Source organism: Streptomyces sp. 4N124 (assembly GCF_052245395.1).
GTDB lineage: Bacteria > Actinomycetota > Actinomycetes > Streptomycetales > Streptomycetaceae > Streptomyces.
Genome location: NZ_JBQQBS010000028.1, coordinates 75288 through 96472 on the forward strand (window position 1 = coordinate 75288; position 21185 = coordinate 96472).

Here is a 21185-nt window from a genome sequence, read left to right on the forward strand (position 1 = left end):
CAGTTTATTGTGACCATGCCGAGCTCCGAGGTTGAGGAGCTCATGACGAGAAGCGGTACTACTTCACGACGCCCCGGTCAATGGACCGGATCAGCGGAGGCGGTTCTGCAGGCATACGCAGAGCTGCGACAGCGTGGGATCCAGTGTTATCTGCTCCACGAGTTCCGTCCGGACGACACCGATCAGCCCGAGAACTACGGGGCGTTGCTGCCCCTCAACCCGGAGGGTGAGGCGGACGTACGGGAGGACTTCCCTGTGCTCCTGGAGACGGACGACGAAGAAGTCACGCTGGCGAACCGTGCTCTGCTCGCATTGTTGGCACCGCTCAGCAGGGATGTGGAATGGGTCGAGCGAGAAGGCAGCCCACTCTGGGAGCTTGTGCAGGCGCCCCGGCTACCGGAACCGGTGTCGCTTGTCACCACCTTCGGGTTGGAGCAGGGTACGACCGGACTTTGGATGATCTCGCATGATGGGCGGATGGTGCTCACGAAGCGAAACCTTAACTTCCTCGGGCAACATGGAATTGCTTGGTCGGACAGTTATGAAGTGAGTGGGGAAACGTACCCGGTCGCACCCTCCCTGGTCTTCGGAGGGAAAGTCACCCAAACCCTTGTCTCCCACGGCGTGGAGTTCTCCGACCCGCCCATCTATTTGATTGACGAGGTCACGGCGGATGCTGTGGACACGGGCAATGAGGAGGGGTCATGACCCGCTACGCAGACATCCCCAAACCCATCCGCTCCGGCCTGGTCGTAGTCGACCCCGACACCGGCTCCCCCCAGCGCGTCATCGTGCTGCAGTTCAACCCGGACACCCTGGAGCGCTCGCTCGCGCCGCAGGCCGCCGGGGGTCAGGGCGGCGAAGGCGGCGGGACAGGCAGTGGCGACCGGAATGAGGCGCTCCGCCTGAAGGGTCCCGCCGAGGAGACCTGGAAGTTCACCGCCGAGATCGACGCCACCGATCAACTCGAGATCGCCGCGCCCGACGGCATCCACCCCCAGCTCGCCACGCTCGAGATGCTCGTGCACCCCACCACCGCCCAGCTCCGCGAAGCGGCGAAGCAGACGCAGAAGGGGACCATCGAGATCACACCGATCGAGATGCCGTTGACGCTCTTCACCTGGGGGAGCAAGCGCGTGCTCCCCGTGCGCCTCACCGAGCTGTCCATCAACGAGTCCGCCTTCGACGTCAACCTCAATCCGATCCGCGCGAGCCTGAGCATCGGGCTGAAGGTGCTGAGCGTCAGCGACCTGCCCGCCGGGCACCGCGGTGCCGATCTGTACATGGCGCACCTCGCGCAGAAGGAGCGGCTCGCCGCCTCTGCCCGTGGCGGCAGCCTCGGTGCGCTCGGGCTGAGCGGGCGCGGCGCCGTCACCTTGGGAAGGGGCTGACACCGACATGGCCGGTAACGACGGCATCCAGCCGTACGAGAGCGCTCTGGACGCGATACCCGGGGCCCACCCCTACCCCCGCTCCAGCCGGTATCACGACGCGGAGATCGGGGTGCACGTCACCGAGGATGGCACCGAAGTGCGGTACACCAAGCGCCGGCTGCTGCCCCCGCTCGATGCGCAGGAGACCGAGGAGCACACGGTCCGCGAGGGCGAGCGGCCGGATCTGCTCGGGCAGCGGTACTTCGGTGACCCGGGGCAGTGGTGGCAGATAGCGGACGCCAATCCCGCCCTCGATCCACGCGAGTTGACCGACGAGCCCGGCCGGGTCGTGGACGTACCGCTGCCCGGTGGGTTCCCGCAGGGAGGCCGGCGTGCCTGAGGAAGTGCCCGTCGGGGCCGGGCCCGTCCACATGACCCTGCACATGGGCCCCAAGCTCACCCGGCCCGTGCCCGCCGAGGTCATGGAGGCCCTGCTCTCCGCGCAGATCACCGTCACGGCGGGGGAGCGCAGCGGCTTCCAGATGGCCTTCGACCTCAGCAAACGCGGGCTCATTCAGCGGAATCTGCTGCCCGAGGGGTTCTTCGATCCCAAGACGCGGATCATCGTGAGCGTCAGTGTGCGTGGGACTCCTCAGGTCCTCTTCGACGGGCTCATCGTCCGGCAGGAAGTCGGGGCCAGTAACCAGCCGGGGCAGACCACCCTCACCGTGACCGGCGAAGACCTGACCCTGCTCATGGACCTGGAGGAGCGAACTGACCGTTACCCCAATCTCGCCCCTTCCCGCCGCGTCCACGCGATCCTCGGCCGCTACCGCGACTACGGCATCCGGCCCGACGTCAAGGACGAGCAGATCCTGCAACCCCCGCACGAGCAGCTGCGGGTCCACTACCAGGCCGGCACCGATCTGCAGTACGTGAACGAGCTGGCCCAGGCGAACGGGTACGCCTTCTATCTGGAGCCGGGGCCCACGCCCGGGCAGTCCTCCGCGTACTGGGGGCCCGAGGTGCGGCTCGGCACTCGACAGCACGCCCTCAACGTCAACATGGGCCCCAACTCGACCGTCGATCAGCTGACGTTCGCGTACGACGGGACCGCCCGCGAGGAGCCCCAGGCGCGCTGGCAGGATCCGGCGAACCGGCAGGCGACGCTGCTCGGCCAGCCATCGATCAGCCCGCTGCGACCGCCGCTCGGCCGCCGCCCCACCCCCGCGCTGAAGCGCAGGACCCTGACCGGCACGGCCAAGCAGCAGATCCAGCAGGCGCAGGCCGAACTCCTGGCTCGGGCCGCCACTTCCGCTGACGTCATCACCGGCTCCGGCTCCCTCGACGTCACCCGGCACGGCTATCTGCTCCACCCGCGCAGCCTCGTCGGCGTCCGTGGCTCCGGGGCGATGTACGACGGCGACTACTACGTCAAGTCCGTGACGCACACGCTGCGCCCGGGTTCGTTCACCCAGAACTTCACGCTCTCCAGGGAGGGCCTCGTCGCGCGCGGCGACACAGTACGGCCGTGACGGCGGAGCACACCCCGAAGAATCCGAGAAACAGGAGCAGTTCAGCATGGCGGCAGCGAACAACCGGTACATGGGCAAGTTCCGGGGCCGGGTGATCGACAACAACGATCCCCTGGGCATCGGACGGATCACCGTCCAGGTCCCCGATGTGCTCGGCGACGAGCCCTCCACCTGGGCGCTGCCCTGCCTGCCGTTCACCGGCGAGGAAGCAGGGCAGTTCGTGGTGCCGCCGAAGGACGCCGGCGTGTGGGTCGAATTCGAGCAGGGCGACCCCAGCTTTCCGATCTGGACGGGCTGCTGGTGGGGCGAGCGCACCGAGCTTCCCCCCGACGCGCAACGGGAGTTGGCGCGGCCATCGGCCCTGAAGCCGGTCGTCGTGCAGACCCAGCTCGCGCACAAGATCGTGATGAACGACGTGACGGGACCCGACGAGGGGATTCTGCTGCAGGCCAAGGGGGGCGCGTTCATCCGGATCACCGAAGAGGCGATCGTCATCGCCTCGGGTCCGGCCCGGATCACCCTCAAGGACGGCAGGGTCACCGTCAACGAGGGCCAGTTGACCGTGGATTCGAAGCGTTAGGAACGGGGGAACGAGGATCGTGTCCGGGACTTCCGGGAACCTGCTCGGCGCCGACGCCGTGATCATCTGCCCGCATGGGGGGCGCGCCACAGCGGCACACGCGCCGTCTCCGGCGGTGCTGATCGGCGGCCGGGCGGTAGCCACCACAGCCGACACCTACACCGTCGTCGGCTGCACCCACACCGTGAACGGCGTACCGCATCCGTGCGTGTCCGTACGGTTCACGGCATCCGCGAGCGGTGTCACCCTCGCGGGCGCCCCGGCACTGCTCGACACCTCCGCGGGCCAGTGCTTCAGCGCGGCCCTGGTGCCACAGGGGCCGCCCGTCGTCACCGGCTCCCAGCGGGAGGTGTCCGTCCGATGAGCCCACGCCCCCGTACCGACATCGCGTTCCCCTTCCGGGCCGACCGTCGCGGCCGTACCGCGCACGCCCGCCACGGCGAGCACGTCCACGACCTGATCGAGCAGCTGCTGTTCACCAGCCCCGGCGAGCGTGTCATGCGCCCCGACTTCGGCTGCGGCCTGCTGGACCTGGTCTTCGCGCCGAACAGCCCCGAGCTGATGAGCACCCTCGAACTCTCCGTCCAGGCCTCCCTCCAGCGGTGGCTCGGCGACCTCATCGACGTCGAGACCCTCGACGTGGTCAGCGAGGACCACGTCGTCCGCGTCTATCTGTCCTACGTCCTGCGCGCAGACGGGGCCCGCCGCGACGACGTCTTCGAAGGGAGGGCCACCGCATGACGGACACGACAACTCCCCGCCGAGCCAAGGTGAGAGCCGCCCAGCTCAACGGCGTCGACGCCGTCGAGGTCAGCGACGACGGGCTGCTGCTCACCGTCACCTTCCTCGGCAAGGCCCCGCACGGCCTCGGCCCGGAGAACATCCGCATCGACGGCGGCCGTCGGATCACCGGCATCACCGCCGTCGACGTCAGCGTCGAACGCGAGGAGGACCCGGAGCTCGACGACCGGCTCTACGTCACCCTCGACCGGGCCGGCGACACCTCCCGCTACCGGTTCGCCCTCGTGGAGACGGACCCGTACGGCCGCCCGGGCACGGAGCCTTACCGCGGCTTCGACCAGCGCTACCACAGCGCGGCCTTCTCCTTCCGGCCCGACTGCCCGACTCCCTTCGACTGCAAGGACGACGGCGACGAGACCCCGGACTTCCCGGACGCCCCCGTCGTCGACTACACGGCCCGCGACTACGACACCATCCGCAAGCTCCTCTTCGACCGGCTCGCCCTCACCACCCCCGACTGGGTCGAGCGCAACCCCGCCGACCTGGGTGTGACCCTCGTCGAGCTGCTCGCGTACACCGGCGACCAGATCAGCTACCAGCAGGACGCGGTCGCCACCGAGGCCTATCTCGACACCGCGCGCCGCCGGGTCTCCGTACGCCGCCATGTCCGCCTCATCGACTACGCGATGCACGACGGCTGCACGGCCCGCGCCTACGTCGCCGTGGAGACCGCGGGCGACCACACGCTGGCCCCCGGCACCTACCGCTTCGCCTCCGTCGACGTCCGCACCCTCGACCCGCACGACCGCCCAGAACCCGGCACGGTCATCGGCGAGATCGACCTCGGCGACCTCGACGAACGCGGCTCGGTGGAGGTCTTCGAACCTGTCCTCACCGTCGACCCGCTGGAGCTGCGGGTCGCGCACAACGCGATCCGCCTGTGGACCTGGGGCGGCGAGGTGTGCACCCTGCCCAAGGGCGCCACGGCCGCCACGCTCAGGGACGAGTGGCAGGACCCGGAGACCTGCCGGGACCGCCAACTCGACCTGAAGCCGGGCGACTTGCTGATCCTGGAGGAAGTGAAGGGCCCGCGCACCGGCACTCCCGGCGACCAGGACCCGGCCCACCGCCAGGCCGTACGCCTCACCTCCGTCACCCCGGCCGTCGACCGCATCGAGGACCAGCCGGTCCTGGAGGTCACCTGGGCCGCCGAGGACGCCCTGCGCTTCCCGCTCTGCCTCACCACGCGCGGCGGACGCGACTGTCTGCCCGTCGAGGACGTGAGCCTCGCCCGCGGCAATGTCGTCCTCGTCGATCACGGCCGTTCCCTGACCGGGCTCCCCGAGACGGTCACCGTGCCCCAGGAGCCCGCCGTGGTCGCCCCCTGCGACCCCCCGGCCTTCGGCTGCCACGACCGCGAGGAAGGCAACGCGCCCGCGCGGCTCATCAACTCCCTGTCGGACAAGGCGGAGGACGGCCAGGCGCTCACGCCCGACGACGTCCGCGAGCTGTTCGAGGTGGTCGGCGAGGCCGCGACCGTACGCGCCGGACTCGGTCTGGAGCGGGCGGGGCAGCGGCACGAGCGTGTCGTCCCCGGCACCGCGTACGCCCAGGCCGCCGCCCTGCGCACCCTGCTCGCCCAGTCCGTCTACCCGGGGATCCGGCCTCGCTTCCGGCCGGTCCTCGGCCGTACGCCCGTCACCCAGGCCGTCCCGTTCCCCGACCCGCGGACCGTGTCCGCCGGACAGGCGGAGCGGATCGCCGCCATCCCCGGGCGGATACGGCAGCGGCTCGTCGAACTGTGGCGCAGCGCGCGGGACCGGGACGGGCTCGGCGACGAGGAGATCGCCGAACTCACCGTCGTCTACGGCCTGAAGATCCTCGAGCGCCTGGAACTCCGCCTGCATCCGGTCCGGGCCCTGCGGGAACTGCTGTACCGCAGCGACCAGTTGCTCGACGCCAAGCTCCAGCGCGTCGAGGTGCTCGCCGCTCGGGCCCGTGCGGGCACGGTCCTCGACGGCCATATCGCCTGGGAGATCGCGCACAGTTGGGGCCCGTCGTACGCGGCCGGGCTCCACCCCGACGAGCCGGTGCTCCGTGGCTCCGCGACCGCCGGGCTCGCGCAGGATCCGCGCCGCGCACTGCCTGCCGTACGCGCCCTCGAAGGCGACGACGTCGTCTGGGAGCCGCGCAGGGATCTGCTCGACAGCGGCTCCCGCGACCGGCACTTCGTCGGCGAACTGGAGGACGACGGCCGTATCGCGCTGCGCTTCGGCGACGGACGGCACGGGGCGAAACCGACCCCCGGCTCGCGCCTCGCCCTGCACTACCGGCTCGGCGGCGGCACCGCGGGCAACGTCGGCGCGGAGGCCATCAACCACCTCGTCGTCCAGGACGACTGCGAGCCGCCACCGGCCGCCGTGGTCCGCAACCCGCTGCCCGCCATCGGCGGGACGGAACCCGAACCCGTCGAGCAGGCACGCCAGTTGGCCCCGCTCGACCTGCGCCGCACCCGGCTGCGCGCGGTCACCGCCGAGGACTACGCGGCCCTCGCCTCCGCCCTGCCCGGCGTACAGCGGGCCGCCGCGGAGATCCGCTGGACCGGCAGCCTCCAGGAGGCCCACATCGCGATCGACGCGTACGGCACCGGCGCCCCGTCGGCGACGCTGCTCGCCTCGGTCGAGCAGGCACTGGAGCCGTACCGGCGCATCGGCCACGACCTCGTGGTCGGCCCTGCCCGGCTGGTCCCGCTCGACATCGCGCTGACCGTGTGCGCCCGGCCCGGCCATCAGCACGGGCAGATCCTGGCCGAGCTGTACCGGGTGCTGGGCACCGGCCGCAACGGCTTCTTCCACCCCGACGCGCTCAGCTTCGGCGAACCCGTCCGGCTCAGCCGGCTGGTCGCCGTGGCCGCCGCGGTCGCGGGCGTGGAGAGCGTCCGGGTCACCCGGCTGCGGCGGCTGTTCGAACAGGACCGAGGAGAGAGGGAGGACGGCGTGCTGCGGCTCGGCCCGCTGGAGATCGCCACCTGCGACAACGACCCGGACCGGCCGGAGAACGGCCTGCTGGCGATATCCCTGGGAGGTGCCCGATGAGCGACGCGTGCTCCTGCGGCGGCGCATGCGGCGGCCACGACGAGCGCCTCGCCCCCGCCCCGCTCCACAACCCGCCCGGCCGCACCGCGCTGGACTACCGCGTCGGCGAGTACGGCTCCTTCCTGGCGGCCCTGCTCGACCGGCTCGCCTCACCGGCGTACCCGGCGCTCGACGGCTTGACCGTCCGCACCCCCGACGACCCGGCGATCGGCCTGCTCGACGCCACCGCCGTCCTCGGTGACCTGCTCACCTTCCACTCGGAGCGGATCGCCGACGAGGCGTACGTCCGTACCGCGAACGAGCACCGGTCGCTGGTGCTGCTCGGGCGGCTCGTCGGCCACCGGCCCCGCCCGGGCGTCGCTGCGGCCACGCATGTCGCCTACACCCTGGAACGCGATCCGCGCGCCGAGACGCTGCCGGTGGTCATCCCGCGCGGCGCGCGCAGCCACAGCGTGCCGGCGTCCGCCGACGAGCAGTCCCAGACGTTCGAGACCAGCCGGGATCTGGTGGCGCGCTGGGACTGGAACGAGCTGAAGGTGCGTCGGCGTCGGCCGTCGCTGGTGACCCCGGCGGATCTGGAGCGCCGGTCGGAGTTGTTCGTCGAAGGCACGGCGAACTCTCTGCAGACCGGTGACCAGTTGCTGTTCGTGTTCGGTGAACGGGCCGGTGGCGAGCGGAAGTTGCTGCCGGTCGCCAAGACGCGGGTCGATCGTGATGATGAGATCACGGCGATCTCGCTGCCGAAGTCGGCGCCGCCGACCTTGAAGGAACTCGTCGACGAGGTACGGCGTTGGATCGCCGAGCCTGCGGTGCCGGGCGAGCCGGGTGATGAGCCGCCTACCCCGGAGGTTCCTAATCCGCGTCCGGTCAGTCGGCTGATCGAGGACTTCGAGGATCAGGTTCTTGCGCCGTTGCGGGCCGATCTGGGTGCGGTGAAGACGCCAGAGCAATTCGCTGCGCGGCTGAATGAGCCGGTTGCGAGGCTTGGTGAGGCGCAGGTCTTGGCTACGCCGTATGAGGATGTGGCGGAGTGGTTTGCTCAGCTTGAGGCGGTGCTTGCGGAACTGGGTGAGCGGGCCTTGGAGTTGGCGCCTGCGCAGACAGTTGAGTCGGGTGGTTTGGCGGGTGCGGCGCCGTCTGGGCTGGTCGCGCAGTTCCCCGCGCCCCTTCAGGGCGATTCTCGTGCCGCTGCTCTTAAAGCCCTGAGCGCTGTACTGCCCGCCCTGCGTTCCTCCGCCCCGGCCCAGAGCAGTGCTCCACGCCGAGCCGCCGACCCTGCCCGGATGCTCTCCGCTCTCAATCCCGGTCTCTATCCGGCCTGGCGCACCGCCGCCGCCCCCGGCGCCCCCCAACTCCTCCGCGAACTCCTCGCCATGCGCGTCACCACGGCGCCCTTCGGGGCCGCCGCTCCGCTCAAGCCGGTGCAGGACGAGCGGGGGCGGGTGATTCGTACGGCGGACTGGCCGCTCACGGGGGCGGCGCTGACCAGCATGCGCATCGTGTACGACACGGCGGGGAAGGTGCCGGTCCGGGGGGAGTTCCAGTACGTCGAGGGCAGCAGCTCCGATCAGCGTGCCGAGAATCTGCCCGTGCCGCAGTTCGTGAACTTTCCGCTGGGTCCGGGGCAGGTCGAGCTGTCGGTCCGGGCCGGGCAGGACAGGGACCTGAACTGGCTCAACCGGCGGCCCGCCGACTCCCAGGAGCCGGGCGTCACCGTCCGGATGCACTCGGGTCTGCCCGAGCGCACCCTGCATGTGTCGCGGCCCGACAACGACGGCCTCGTCCACGTCGGCATCAACAACGGCACGGCCGAGGAGGTCGCGCTGCGGCCGGGCGGCAGCGAGCAGTTCACCCATGGCGAGTACGAGGTGAGCGTGCGCTACACCGTCGGCAGCGCCGAGCCCAACGTCGAGGTGGTCATCGCCAGCAAGCCGCAGCCCATCAACCGCCGTGTGCTGCAGCTCGACTCCGTCCACACCGGCATCACGGTCGGCAGCTGGGTCGCCGTCCAGCGCCCCAAGAAGGGCGCCGAGGGCGGCATCCCGGGCGACGACAAGCTGGCGTTCGTCACCACCCAGGTGGTCGCCGTCCGCACGGCCGCGTACACCAACTACGGCATCACCGGCCGCGGCACCGAACTCACCCTCGCCGACCCCTGGCTGGACGAGTTCGACGTCCTGCTCTCCCACATCCGCGACACCACCGTGCACGCCGCGGGGGAGCCGCTGCGCCTGGCGGACGAGCCCCTGGCCGAGGACGTGTACGGCAACGAGATCGAACTGGCGCAGCTGTACGACGGGTTGCAGCCGGGGCGCACGCTGATCGTCACCGGCGAGCGCACCGACATCCCCGGCGTGGCCGGCGTCACCGCCACCGAGGTCGTCACCATCGCCTCGGCCGACCCGGCCGTCGACCCGCAGCTGCCCGGCGACCACGTCCACACCGCGCTGACCCTCACCGCCGACCTCGCCCACCGCTACCGGCGCGCGACCGTCCGCGTCCTCGGCAACGTCGTCGAGGTCACCCACGGCGAGAGCCGCGAGGAGGCGATCGGCAGCGGCGACTCGGACCGGGTGAACCAGACGTTCGCGCTCTGGCAGTCCCCGCTCACCTGGCTCGCCGACGACAACCCCCTCGGTGCCACACCGGTGCTGGAGATCCGGATCGACGGGGTGCTCTGGCACGAGGTCGACAGCCTGGCCGGACGCGGCCCGAACGAGCGGGTCTACATCACCGGCAGCACCGCGGACGGCCGGACCACCGTCACCTTCGGCGACGGCATCCACGGCGCCCGTCTGCCCAGCGGCCACGAGAACGTCCGCGCCCGCTACCGCTTCGGCACCGGCAAGGCCGCCAACGTCGCCGCCGACCGCATCACCCAGCCCCTCACCCGGCCGCTCGGCGTCACCGCGGTCACCAACCCCCGCCCCGCGACCGGCGGTTCGGACGCGGACGGGCCCGGCCTGACCCGCCGTACGATCCCCCTCGCGGTCTCGGCCCTGGACCGGCTGGTGTCCACGCCGGACTACGAGGACTTCGCCCGCTCCCGCGCCGGCATCGGCCGGGCCGCCGCACGGGAACTCTTCGACGGGCGGCGGCGCGTGGTGCACGTGACGGTCGCGGGCACGGACGACGTACCGCTCGGCGAGGAGACGCTCCGGCCGCTGCGTGCCGCCCTCACCGAGTACGGCGACCTGGGCCTGCCGGTCCGCGTGGATGTGCGCGAGCTGGTCCTGCTCGTCGTCGCGGCCAAGGTGAAGGTCGCTCCCGACCACGCCTGGGAGATCGTGGAGCCGCGCCTGCGGCAGGCACTGCTGCGCCGGCTCGGCTACGAGGGACGGGAGTTGGCGCAGCCCGCCCGGCTCTCGGACATCCTGGCCACGGCCCACACCGTGCCCGGCGTCGACTACGTGGACGTCGACGTCTTCACCGGCATCCCCGCGTCCGCAACCCCGGACCGGCTCACCGAGCTGCTCACCCGCCCCGGCGCTCCGCGGACGAGCGTGCCCGCGCACCCGGCGACGTACGACGAGACGGTCCACACCGTCCGCGCCGACGACGGCGAGACCCTGAGTGCCATAGCGGCTCGTTACGGCGTTCCGCTCGCCGAACTCCTGCGCCTCAACCCCGACATCACCGACACCCGGCGCCTGCCGAAGGGCCGGTCGGTGTTCGTCTTCCGCGGTATCCGCCCGGCGCAGCTCGCGCTGCTGTCACCGAGGGCCGCCGACACCCTGATCCTGACGGAGGTCAAGTGATGGCCGTGAACTCGACGGATGTCCAGTTCGAGACGACGACCGCCCCCGCGACGTCCAGGGAGCCCGACGGCCTGGCCGCGCTGCTGCCCCGCTGGCACCTGCTGCGGGACGCCGAGGAGGGCGAGGCGCTGCGCGCGCTGCTCGCCGTGATCACCGAGCAGCTGGACCGGGTCCGCGACGGTGTCGAGCAGGGCTACGAGGACCTGTTCGTGGAGACGGCGGCGCCCTGGGTGCTGCCGTACCTCGGCGACCTCGTCGGCTACCGCACCCTGCCCGGCTATGAACGCGTCCTCACCACGGGCCTGCACGAGGGCGGCCGGGCGGCACTCGCCGAGGCCGTCGCCCCGCGCGCCGACGTGGCCGCGACCGTCGCCAACCGGCGCCGCAAGGGCACCCTCCACCTCCTGGAGGAACTCTCCGAGCAGATCACCGGCTGGCCCGCCCGCGCCGTCGAGCTGTCCCGCCTGGTCGCCCACAACCAGCCCGTGAAGCTGTACGGCGGCACGGAGCGCGCCGTCCGCGGGCGCCTCGTCGACCTGCGGAACTCATCCGAACTCGCCCTCGCGGGCGGCCCGTTCACCACATCGGCCCGTACGGCCGACGTCCGCAGCGCCGACTCCCGCCACCGGCAGGGCGGCTGGACCCCGGCCGGCGTGGGGCTGTTCGTGTGGCGGCTCAAGGCGTACTCGCTGACGTCGTCACCGGCGTACTGCATCGACCGCGCCCGCCACCTCTACACCTTCTCGATCCTCGGCAACGACAGCCCCCTGGTCACCAAACCCGTCCCGGAGCCGTCGCCCACCCACATCGCCGCGGTCGACAACGTGCCCGCGTTCATCACCCGCCGCATGCTCCACGACCGGCTGGCCGACTACTACGGCCCCGGCAAGAGCTTCGTCGTCCGGCGCGACGGCGAGGACAAGCCCGTACCGCCGCAGGACATCGTCGTGGCCGACCTGTCCGAATGGCGCTACCGGCCCAAGCGCGGGCAGGTGGCCGTCGACCCGGAGCTGGGCCGGATCGCGTTCGGCGCCCGGTCGGCGCCCCGGCAGGGCGTGTGGGTGGACTACCACTACGCGTTCGGCGCCGACATGGGCGGCGGCGAGTACGAGCGGAACAGGGAGCCGCGCCCCGACGCGGAGACGTACCGGGTCGGCCCCGGACAGCCGTACCGGCAGATCATGGACGCCTACCGGGCCTGGCAGCACGACCGCCGGGCCGACCGGACCGGGCCCGAGGGCATCATCGAGATCACGCACAGCGGCGCCTACCAGGAGCAGCTGGACTTCGACCTCGACCCGGGCGACCGCCTCGAACTGCGGGCCGCCGAAGGCACCCGGCCGGTGATCCGGCTGCTCGACTGGTACAGCAACCGCCCGGACGCCCTCAACATCCGTGCCGTGTCCGAGGACTGCGCCCCGCACGAGCGGCCCCGCCTCGTCCTCGACGGGCTCCTCGTCGCCGGCCGCGGCATCAACGTCACCGGCCCGATGGGCGCCGTCGTCGTACGCCACTGCACGCTGGTGCCGGGCTGGTCGCTGGAGCCGGAGTGCGAGCCGCACTCGCCCGAGGAACCCAGCGTCGTCCTGGAACGCACCACCGCCTGCCTCCAGGTCGAGCACAGCATCCTCGGCACCATCGAGGTCATCGGCGACGAAGTCACCGAGGAACCCCTCGACATCCATCTGCGCGACAGCATCCTCGACGCCACCGGCGACGACCGCGAGGCCCTGTCCGCCCCGGACTGCCGGCACGCCCACGCCGTGCTCCATCTGCACCGGACGACGGTGATCGGCGAAATCCACACACACGTCGTGGAGATCGTCGAGAACTCCGTCCTCACCGGGAAGCTGCACGTGGCCAGGCGCGGCATCGGCTGCCTGCGGTACTCGGCCGTGCCCGCCGGCTCGCGCACCCCCCGACGTCACCGCTGCACGCCCGTACGGGCGTTGTTCGCCGCCGTGCGCTACGGGACGCCCTGGTACGGGCAGTTGGCCGACCGGGGCCCCGAGGAGATCCGCCGCGGATCCGACGACGGTGCCGAGATGGGCGCCTTCCACGACCTGTACCGGCCGCAGCGCGAGGACGGTCTGCGCGCGCGGCTGGAGGAGTACACGCCCGCGGGCACGGACGCCGGGATCTTCTTCGTGACATGACCGGGATCTTCTTAGTGACATGAGCAGTGCCGCCGTACGCCCTACCCGCACTTTCCTGAACCAGGGGGACCCCCTTCATGCACGCTGACCTCTCCCGCTCCACGTTCCGCCCGGAGCGGCACTACTCCGCGGTCATCGCCCAGCAGGGCCGTGTCCAGCTCGACGCCGACGCCAACGAGCAGACCGCGATCCAGCTCCACCAGGCGCGCACCCTCGCCGCCGACCTGATCGGACAGCACGGCGGTCCGCGCGACGCCGCCGGCTTCCGGATCGAGTACGTGGGCGGCAAGCACGACATCGACACCCTGCACATCCACGGCGGCCGCTACTACGTCGACGGCATCCTGCTCGACGCGAACCGTCCAGGGCCTGGCACACCCGTCCCCGACGAGGACGCCGACGAGCAGGAGACCGCGCAGCCGCCCGCGCACTGGACGTACTGGGACCAGCCCGACGGCTTCCGTGACCCGGAGAAGCCCGGCGACCGGCTGCCCTCGCCCGCCCAGTCGCCGTTCCTCGTCTATCTGAAGGTGTGGGAGCGCGCGGTCAGCGCCGCCGAGGACCCGGCGCTGCGCGAGGTCGCGCTCGGCACGGCGCTGCCCGACACCGCCGCCCGCGTGAAGGTCGTCTGGCAGGTGCTGCCGCTCTCGCTCGCCGCGCTGGAGATCGAGGACGCCAACCCGCCGAAGGAGGACGTCCGGTCCGCCTTCACCCAGTGGGCGCTGAAGCAGTCCACCCCCACCGCCCGGCTCGCCGCCCGCAGCGAACGGCCCGACCACGCCGACGAGGACCCGTGCCTGGTCAAGCCCGACGCCCGCTACCGCGGCCCGGAGAACCAGCTGTACCGGGTGGAGATCCACGAGGGCGGCGAGGCCAAGGACGCCACCTTCAAGTGGTCCCGCGAGAACGGCTCCGTGGTCTTCCCGGTGGACGAACTCGACGGCACCTGGGTTCAGTTGGCGACCCTCGGCCACGACGAGAAGCTGGACCTCGACGTCGGCGACCACGTCGAGCTCACCGACACCGCGTACGCCTCCCGCCTCGAACCCCTGCCGCTGCTGCGGGTCGAGGAGCTGGACCTGCCGGGCCGCCGGGTGCGGCTGTCCGCCGAGCCGGAGGGGCAGGTCGGGCGGCTGCCTCACCTCAACCCGTTCCTGCGCCGCTGGGATCACCAGGGGGGCCCGAAGCGCAAGGGCCGTACGGCAGCCCTCAAGGGTGGCGCGGTGCGGATCGAGGAGGGGGAGTGGCTGCCGCTGGAGGACGGTGTGGAGGTCTACTTCGCCAAGGGCGCCACGTACACGACCGGTGACCACTGGCTGATCCCCGCCCGCACCGCCACCGGCAGCGTCGAGTGGCCCACCAATCAGGCCCGCCGCCCCCTCCTCAAGGCCCCGGCCGACATCGTCCGCTCCTACGCCCCGCTCGCGCTGGTGAAGGGCGAGGGCGGCACCGTGGACCTGCGGCTCGCGTTCACCGCCCTGGCCAGCAGCATCCCGCCGGCGGACGAGGCGGCCCTGGCGGCCGAGGCCCAGGCGCGCCGGGAGGAACTGACGGCGGAGGATCCCTCGGGCGGGCGGTCGCAGACCACGGCGGATGCCGAGCGCGCGGCGGAAGGAGACGAGTGATGGCCAAGCCACTGAGCGCGTCCAAGATGGTGGAGATCCTGCGTGCGGAGGGCCTGACGGTCCACGAGGTCCGCAACTGGCGCTCCCACAACCGCAACGGCAAGGGCCCCTGGGGTCCGGTCAACGGCGTGATGATCCATCACACCGTCACCTCCGGCACCAACGCCTCCGTCGACATCTGCTACGACGGCTACTCCAGCCTGCCCGGCCCCCTCTGCCACGGCGTCATCGACAAGAAGGGCCACATCCACCTCGTCGGAAACGGCCGCGCCAACCACGCGGGCCTCGGCGACAACGACGTCCTGCGGGCCGTGATCAACGAGACGAAACTGCCCCACGACAACGAGGCCGACACCGACGGCAACCGCCACTTCTACGGCTTCGAGTGCATCAACCTCGGCAACGGCAAGGACCCCTGGCCCGAGGTCCAGAAGGAAGCCATCGAGAAGGTCGCCGCCGCGATCTGCCGCCACCACGGCTGGACCGAGCGCTCCGTCATCGGCCACAAGGAGTGGCAGCCCGGCAAGGTGGACCCCCGCGGCTTCACCATGGACGGCATGCGCAAGCGCATCGCCCAACGCCTGGCCGGCAAGGGCGGCGACACCGGCGGCAAGGAACCCGACCCCAAGCCCGCCCCGCCCAAGCCGACCTACGAGCCCTTCCCCGGCAGCGGCTTCTTCCACGTGGGCCAGAAGTCCCCCATCATCACCGCGATGGGCCACCGCCTGGTCGCCGAGGGCTGCGGCCGCTACGAAGAGGGCCCCAGCCCCGAATGGACCGAGGCCGACCGCCGCTCCTACCAGGCCTGGCAGCACAAACTCCGCTTCAAGGGCAAGGACGCGGACGGCATACCGGGCAAGGTCAGCTGGGACAAACTGAGGGTGCCCCACAGCTGACCCTGCGGGGGAGGCCTAGGAGGAACCGGTGCCGGTCGGTGGGTGGGCCGGCCGCACCGGTACCCGAACGTCCTGCTCAGGCAACGGCGGCAACGCCCCCTTCTGCAACCAAGCCGTGAACAAGTCCCCCAACGGCTCCGACGTGAACCGCCCCGCATGCGCGGTGAACACCCCCGTGCTGACCGCACCATTACGGTGCAGCCCCGCCCACGCACGCAGCATCCGGAAGAAGTCGGCGTCACCCATCGCGCACCGCAGCGCATGCACCGTGAGCCCACCCCGCTGGTACAGCCGGTCGTCGAACATCAACTTCCGCCCGGGATCGGCCAGCTTCAGATCCTGCGGCTGCCCGGCAAGCAAGCGGTGAGCCGCCGCGGCATGCTGTTGCGCCGTAGGCCCACCCGACCGCTCCGACCACAACCACTCGGCGTACTTGGCGAACCCCTCGTTCAGCCAGATGTGCCGCCAGTCCGCGATGGACACACTGTTCCCGAACCACTGATGCGCCAGCTCATGCGCGATCAGCCGCTCCCAACCCCGCGCCCCGTCCACATGGTTGGCGCCGAACAGCGACAACCCCTGCGCCTCGACGGGCACATCGAGCTCTTCCTCCGTCACCACGACCGCGTACTCGTCGAACGGATACGGCCCGAACAGCTCCTGGAACAGTTCCATCATCGCGGGCTGCCGTGCGAAGTCCCGCGAGAACTCCGGCAGCAGATGCGCCGGAATGTGCCCGTGCTGCGGCACACCGCCCGGCCCCGGGTCGCCGAGCAGCACGGTCTGGTACTTGCCGATCGACAGCCCGATGAGATAGCTCGACGTGGGCGCGGCCTGCTCGTACACCCAGGTGGTCGTCGACGCCTTGGTGGTCCGGGTCAGCAGCCGCCCGCCCGCGACCACCGAGTACGCCGACGGCGTCGTGATGGAGATCTGGTACGACGCCTTGTCCGCGGGCCGGTCGTTGCACGGATACCAGGACGGCGCCCCGATCGGCTGGCTCGCCACCAGTGCCCCGTCCTCCAGCTCCTCCCAGCCGAGTCCACCCCAGGGGCTGTTCACCGGCTTGGGGTTGCCCGACCAGTGCACCTCCACCGTGAACGCGGCCCCGGCACGGATCGGCTTGGCGGGCCGGATCCGCAGCCGGCCACCGCGATGCGTGTAGTGCGGCTGCCGTCCGTCCACCCGGACCCGGCCGACCTTGAAGTCGGCCAGGTTCAGCTGGAACTCGCCGACCGGCGAGCGGCCCGCTATGGCGTTGATCCGGGCCGTGCCGGCCAGCCGGTTCGGCCCCGGGCGGTAGTCCAGCGCGAGTTCGTACCGATGCACCCGATAACGGGGATCACCGTTGTCGGGGAAGTACGGGTCCGCACCCACGGACTGCTGAACTGCCACTGCTGCGTCTGCTCCTCGCGCTGCACTCGTACGACGTCCTTCATCCCCCGACGTCGACACAGTCGCGGTCACCGACGCCATGCTTCGATCGGGTTGCCCAGCCAGCGCGTGTCGTCGGGAACGGATTCCGCGGCCATCACCAGTGACGCGGGACCCAGTGTGGTGCGGGCCCCGATCGCGCTGCCCGGCAGGACGATTCCGCCAGGACCCAGCGTCGCGCCCTCACGGAGGACAACAGTATCCGTCCGCAAGATCCGGTCGTGGAAGAGGTGCGTCTGCAGCACACAGCCCCGGTTCACGGTCGTGGCGTCCTCCAGGGTCACCAGATCCGTCTCGGGCAGCCAGTAGCTCTCGACCCACACGCCCTTGCCGATCCGCGCGCCCAGGCCCCGCAGCCACGCCGTCATCACCGGCGTACCCGGCACCGACCCGGCCAGCCACGGCACGGCGACCACCTCGACGAAGGTGTCGGCCAGCTCGTTGCGCCACACGAAGGAACTCCACAGCGGGTGCTCCCCGCTGCGGTGCCGCCCGACCAGCGCCCACTTGGCGGCGATCGACAGCAGGCCCGCAAGCCCGCCCGCCCCGAGCAGCACCAGTCCGCCCAGCAGCCAGGCCCAGCCGCCCAGCGCGCTCAGCGCCGCCACCGTCAGCACGGCCAGCGCCGCCGAGCAGAACACCGGCACGATCCGGCACAGCTCCACCAGCCCGCGCGCCCACAGCAGCCGCGCCGGCGGGTCGTACGTCCGGCTCTGGTCGCCGTCGCTCGCGCTGCGCGGCAGCTTCATCGGCGGCAGCCCCAGATACGACGTGCCCTTCTTCGCCTTCTTCGGCGTCGCCGACAGCACCCCGACCAGACCGCCGTCCGGCACGCTCCGCCCCGGCGCGGTCATCCCCGAGTTGCCGAGGAAGGCCCGCCGCCCGATCTCCGCGCGCCCGACCTTCACCCAGCCACCGCCGAGCTCGTACGGCGCGGTCAGCGTGTCGTCGGCCAGGAAGGCACCCTCACCGACCGTCGTCAGGCTCGGCAGCGCCAGCACGGTCGACACCTCGGCGCCCTTGCCGATCCGCATCCCCAGCAGCCGCAGCCACACCGGCGTGACCAGCCCGGCGTACAGCGGGAACAGCGTCTCCCGGGAGCGGTCCATCAGCTGTGTGACCGTCCACGCCTGCCAGCCGGTGCGGCTGTGCGTCGGATACGTGCCCGCGCGCAGGCCCAGGCTCAGCAGCCGTACAGCGATCAGGATCAGCACGGCGTACGTCAGCCCGAAGGCGAGCGTCGCCGGGACCAGCGCGAGCGCGGCACCCCGCAGGGCCTCGCCCAGCCCGGCGCCCGGCGCCACGAAGGCATCCGCGACCAGCAGGGCGGCGAGCAGCGAGAGGACGGGCAGCAGCGTCAGCGCGATGCCCGTCATGCCGTACATCGCACGCCAGAACGTGCCGCGCCGCGGCCGGTCCTTGGGCCAGTTCCGCTTCGCCTTGCCGAGCTTGACCGCGGGCGCGCCCGCCCAGCGCTGACCGGTCGGAATCTGCCCCGCGACCGCCGACCCCGGCGCCACCTCGGCCCGCTTGCCCACGCGGGCACCCGGGAACAGCATGCTGCGCGTGCCGACCACGGCGTGCGCACCCACCTTGACCGGCCCGATCTCCAGCCGGTCACCGTCCAGCCAGTACCCGGACAGATCGACCTCGGACTCGACGGCCGCGCCCCGGCCCAGCTTGAGCATGCCGGTGATCGGCGGCAGCGAGTGCAGATCGACGTCCTGCCCGATCCTGGCGCCCAGCGCACGGCCGTACCGCTCCAGCCACGACCCGGTCAGCGAGGTCGCGCCACTGAACTCCGCGAGCCGTTCGGCGGCCCAGAGCCGCAGATGGACGCTGCCGCCGCGCGGATACCGCCCGGCCGTCACGCCCCGGAGCAGCAGTCGTGCGCCGCCCGCGGCGATCGCGAGCCGTCCCGGCGGGCTGAAGAGCAGCAGTGCCCCGGACGCGACCAGCCACCAAGGGGCGGTCGGCAGCCAGGAGTACGCGGTCAGTACGTTCCCCAGCGCGGCCAGGGGCACCATCCAGCGCAGCCCGAGCAGCGTGAACAGGGGGAGGAGGACCAGCAGCTGGATCACCTGGGCGCGCTTCGGCACCGGAGCGATCGTCCGCCGGGCGGTGTCGTCCTGTGCGGACTCCTCCAGGTGGCGGGCGAGCTTGCGCAGCGTCGGCTGCTGGTAGATGTCGAGGACGGCCGCGCTCGGGTAGCGGGTGCGCAGCCGCGTCGTCAGCTGGGCGGCGGCCAGGCTGCTGCCGCCGATCGCGAAGAAGTCGTCGGAGGCGCTGCCCACCGGGATGCCGAGGACTTCCGTCCACTGCTCGGCGAGCCAGGCCTCGGTGCCGTAGAGCTGCTCGGCCTTGCCGCCCGACTCCATGCCCTCCAGGGGCCAGGGCAGCGCGTTGCGGTCGACCTTGCCGCTCGTCCGCGTCGGCAGGTCCTCGACCGGCGCGAGCAGCGGCACCAGGGCCGCGGGCAGCTCGGCCCGCAGCTTCTCGACGGCGGCCGCGTGGTCCCAGCCGTCCTGCGTGACGACATACCCGACGAGCAGCTGATTGCCGCTGCGGGCGGTGCGTACGGCCGCCGCGGCACCGGCGACACCGGGCAGCGCCTGCAACGCGGCGTCCACCTCGCCCAGCTCGATCCGCCGCCCGCCGAGCTTGATCTGCTCGTCGGCCCGCCCGAGGAAGACCAGCCCCTCGGGCTCCGCCTTGACCAGGTCACCACTGCGGTACGCCCGCTCCCAGCCCAGCGAGTCCAGCGGCGCGTACTTCTCCGCGTCCTTCTCGGCGTCCAGGTACCGGGCGAGTCCGACCCCGCCGATCACCAACTGGCCGCTCTCGCCCATCCGCACGGGCTGCCCGGCCTCGTCGACGACGGCCAGCTCCCAGCCGTTGAGCGGCAGCCCGATCCGGATCGGCTCCTCGCCGCTCATCAGCGACGCACACGCCACGACGGTCGCCTCGGTGGGCCCGTAGGTGTTCCACACCTCGCGCCCCTCGGTCACCAGCCGCTGCACCAACTCGGGCGGGCAGGCCTCACCGCCGAAGATCAGCAGTCGTACGTCGTTGAGGGTCTCCGGCTCCCACAGCGCGGCCAGCGTCGGCACCGTCGACACGACGGTGATGTCCTGCTCCACCAGCCAGGGCCCGAGATCGGCACCGCTGCGCACCTGCGAGCGGGGGACGGGCACCAGGCAGGCGCCGTAGCGCCAGGCCAGCCACATCTCCTCGCAGGACGCGTCGAAGGCGACCGACAGGCCCGCCATGACCCTGTCACCCGGACCGATGGGGTCATCGGTGAGGAACAGCGCGGCCTCGGCGTCCACGAACGCGGCGGCGTTCTCGTGGGTGACGGCGACGCCCTTGGGCTTCCCGGTCGACCCGGAGGTGAAGATGATCCAGGCGTCGTGCTCGACACCGGGCCGGCCCGCGGGAACGTCCGCCCTGCTGTGGGCGGTGATGACATGGTCGGCACCGATGACGGCCCGCACGTCCGCCTCGCCGAACACCAACTCGGCCCGCTCGTCCGGGTCCTCGGCGTCCACCGGCACGTATGCGGCGCCCGCGGCCAGTACGGCGAGGATCGCGACGTACAGATCATTGGTCCCGGACGGCACCCGCACGCCCACCCGGTCACCGAGTCCCACACCCGCGTCGGCGAGCCCGCGCCGCAGCGCCGCGACCTCGACGGCCAGCGCACGGTAGGTCAGGCTCCGTGTGCCGTCGTCCAGGGCGAGCTCGTCCGGGTACGACCGGACGGATGCCTCGAAGATGTCGACAAGCGTCCGGGGAGAGGCCGCGGCCCCGCCCGAGAAACGTGCGCTACTACCGAATCGTTCGCGGATCTCTTCATCGAGCAGGCCGAGAGCACTGCTCTCGTGTATGGCTGCCATCGGGTCCTCGCGTCTCGATCCCGGAAGCCTCCGGGGCGCTGGTGGGCCCGCAGGTTTGCCTGGGGTTGTCCGGCTCCAGCTCCGACAAGCCGGAAA

At 71.5% G+C, this 21185-nt stretch carries 14 protein-coding genes; 12 read left to right on the forward strand and 2 right to left on the reverse strand.

Annotated features, from left to right (window positions below):
* Positions 1–15: 15 nt before the first annotated feature.
* The 12 genes from ACTWQO_RS26635 (at position 16) to ACTWQO_RS26690 (ending at position 15759) form a co-directional block, all read left to right on the forward strand.
* Positions 16–708, forward strand: coding sequence for a hypothetical protein (locus ACTWQO_RS26635; protein WP_443239891.1), 693 nt, complete (start codon positions 16–18; stop codon positions 706–708).
* A complete protein-coding gene (locus tag ACTWQO_RS26640; protein WP_443239892.1) occupies positions 705–1391 on the forward strand; it encodes a hypothetical protein in 687 nt (228 codons plus the stop codon). The genes ACTWQO_RS26635 and ACTWQO_RS26640 overlap by 4 nt, the downstream gene beginning before the upstream one ends.
* Positions 1392–1398: 7 nt before the next feature.
* Complete coding sequence (locus tag ACTWQO_RS26645) at positions 1399–1773, forward strand: hypothetical protein (protein ID WP_443239893.1); 375 nt, start codon at positions 1399–1401, stop codon at positions 1771–1773.
* 43 nt (positions 1774–1816) lie between these two features.
* Positions 1817–2908, forward strand: coding sequence for a hypothetical protein (locus tag ACTWQO_RS26650; RefSeq protein ID WP_443239921.1), 1092 nt, complete (start codon positions 1817–1819; stop codon positions 2906–2908).
* Positions 2909–2954: 46 nt separating this feature from the next.
* The gene (locus ACTWQO_RS26655) at positions 2955–3488 is read left to right on the forward strand and encodes a phage baseplate assembly protein V (RefSeq protein ID WP_443239894.1); all 534 of its coding nucleotides are present in this window, start codon (positions 2955–2957) and stop codon (positions 3486–3488) included.
* Between the two features lie 19 nt (positions 3489–3507).
* Complete coding sequence (locus ACTWQO_RS26660) at positions 3508–3852, forward strand: hypothetical protein (RefSeq protein WP_443239895.1); 345 nt, start codon at positions 3508–3510, stop codon at positions 3850–3852.
* A complete protein-coding gene (locus tag ACTWQO_RS26665) occupies positions 3849–4229 on the forward strand; it encodes a GPW/gp25 family protein (protein WP_443239896.1) in 381 nt (126 codons plus the stop codon). The genes ACTWQO_RS26660 and ACTWQO_RS26665 overlap by 4 nt, the downstream gene beginning before the upstream one ends.
* Complete coding sequence (locus ACTWQO_RS26670; protein WP_443239897.1) at positions 4226–7324, forward strand: putative baseplate assembly protein; 3099 nt, start codon at positions 4226–4228, stop codon at positions 7322–7324. Before ACTWQO_RS26665 ends, ACTWQO_RS26670 begins: the two co-directional genes overlap by 4 nt.
* Positions 7321–11082: a putative baseplate assembly protein gene (locus ACTWQO_RS26675; RefSeq protein ID WP_443239898.1), complete on the forward strand. Its 3762-nt coding sequence runs from the start codon at positions 7321–7323 to the stop codon at positions 11080–11082. Before ACTWQO_RS26670 ends, ACTWQO_RS26675 begins: the two co-directional genes overlap by 4 nt.
* Positions 11082–13238, forward strand: coding sequence for a hypothetical protein (locus tag ACTWQO_RS26680; protein WP_443239899.1), 2157 nt, complete (start codon positions 11082–11084; stop codon positions 13236–13238). Before ACTWQO_RS26675 ends, ACTWQO_RS26680 begins: the two co-directional genes overlap by 1 nt.
* Before the next feature lie 77 nt (positions 13239–13315).
* On the forward strand, positions 13316–14863 hold the full coding sequence (locus ACTWQO_RS26685; RefSeq protein WP_443239900.1) for a DUF6519 domain-containing protein: 1548 nt from the start codon (positions 13316–13318) through the stop codon (positions 14861–14863).
* Positions 14863–15759 carry a peptidoglycan-binding protein gene (locus ACTWQO_RS26690; protein WP_443239901.1) on the forward strand — a complete coding sequence of 299 codons (897 nt, stop codon included), beginning with the start codon at positions 14863–14865 and terminating at the stop codon, positions 15757–15759. Before ACTWQO_RS26685 ends, ACTWQO_RS26690 begins: the two co-directional genes overlap by 1 nt.
* A 15-nt stretch (positions 15760–15774) precedes the next feature.
* Here ACTWQO_RS26690 and ACTWQO_RS26695 read toward each other — a convergent pair whose 3' ends face one another.
* Together ACTWQO_RS26695 and ACTWQO_RS26700 are read right to left on the reverse strand one after the other, a co-directional pair.
* Positions 15775–17154 carry a M1 family metallopeptidase gene (locus ACTWQO_RS26695; RefSeq protein ID WP_443239902.1) on the reverse strand — a complete coding sequence of 460 codons (1380 nt, stop codon included), beginning with the start codon at positions 17152–17154 and terminating at the stop codon, positions 15775–15777.
* A gap of 68 nt (positions 17155–17222) precedes the next feature.
* Entirely contained in the window at positions 17223–21089 is a 3867-nt protein-coding gene (locus ACTWQO_RS26700; RefSeq protein ID WP_443239903.1) for a Pls/PosA family non-ribosomal peptide synthetase, read from the reverse strand.
* Between the last annotated feature and the right edge of the window lie 96 nt (positions 21090–21185).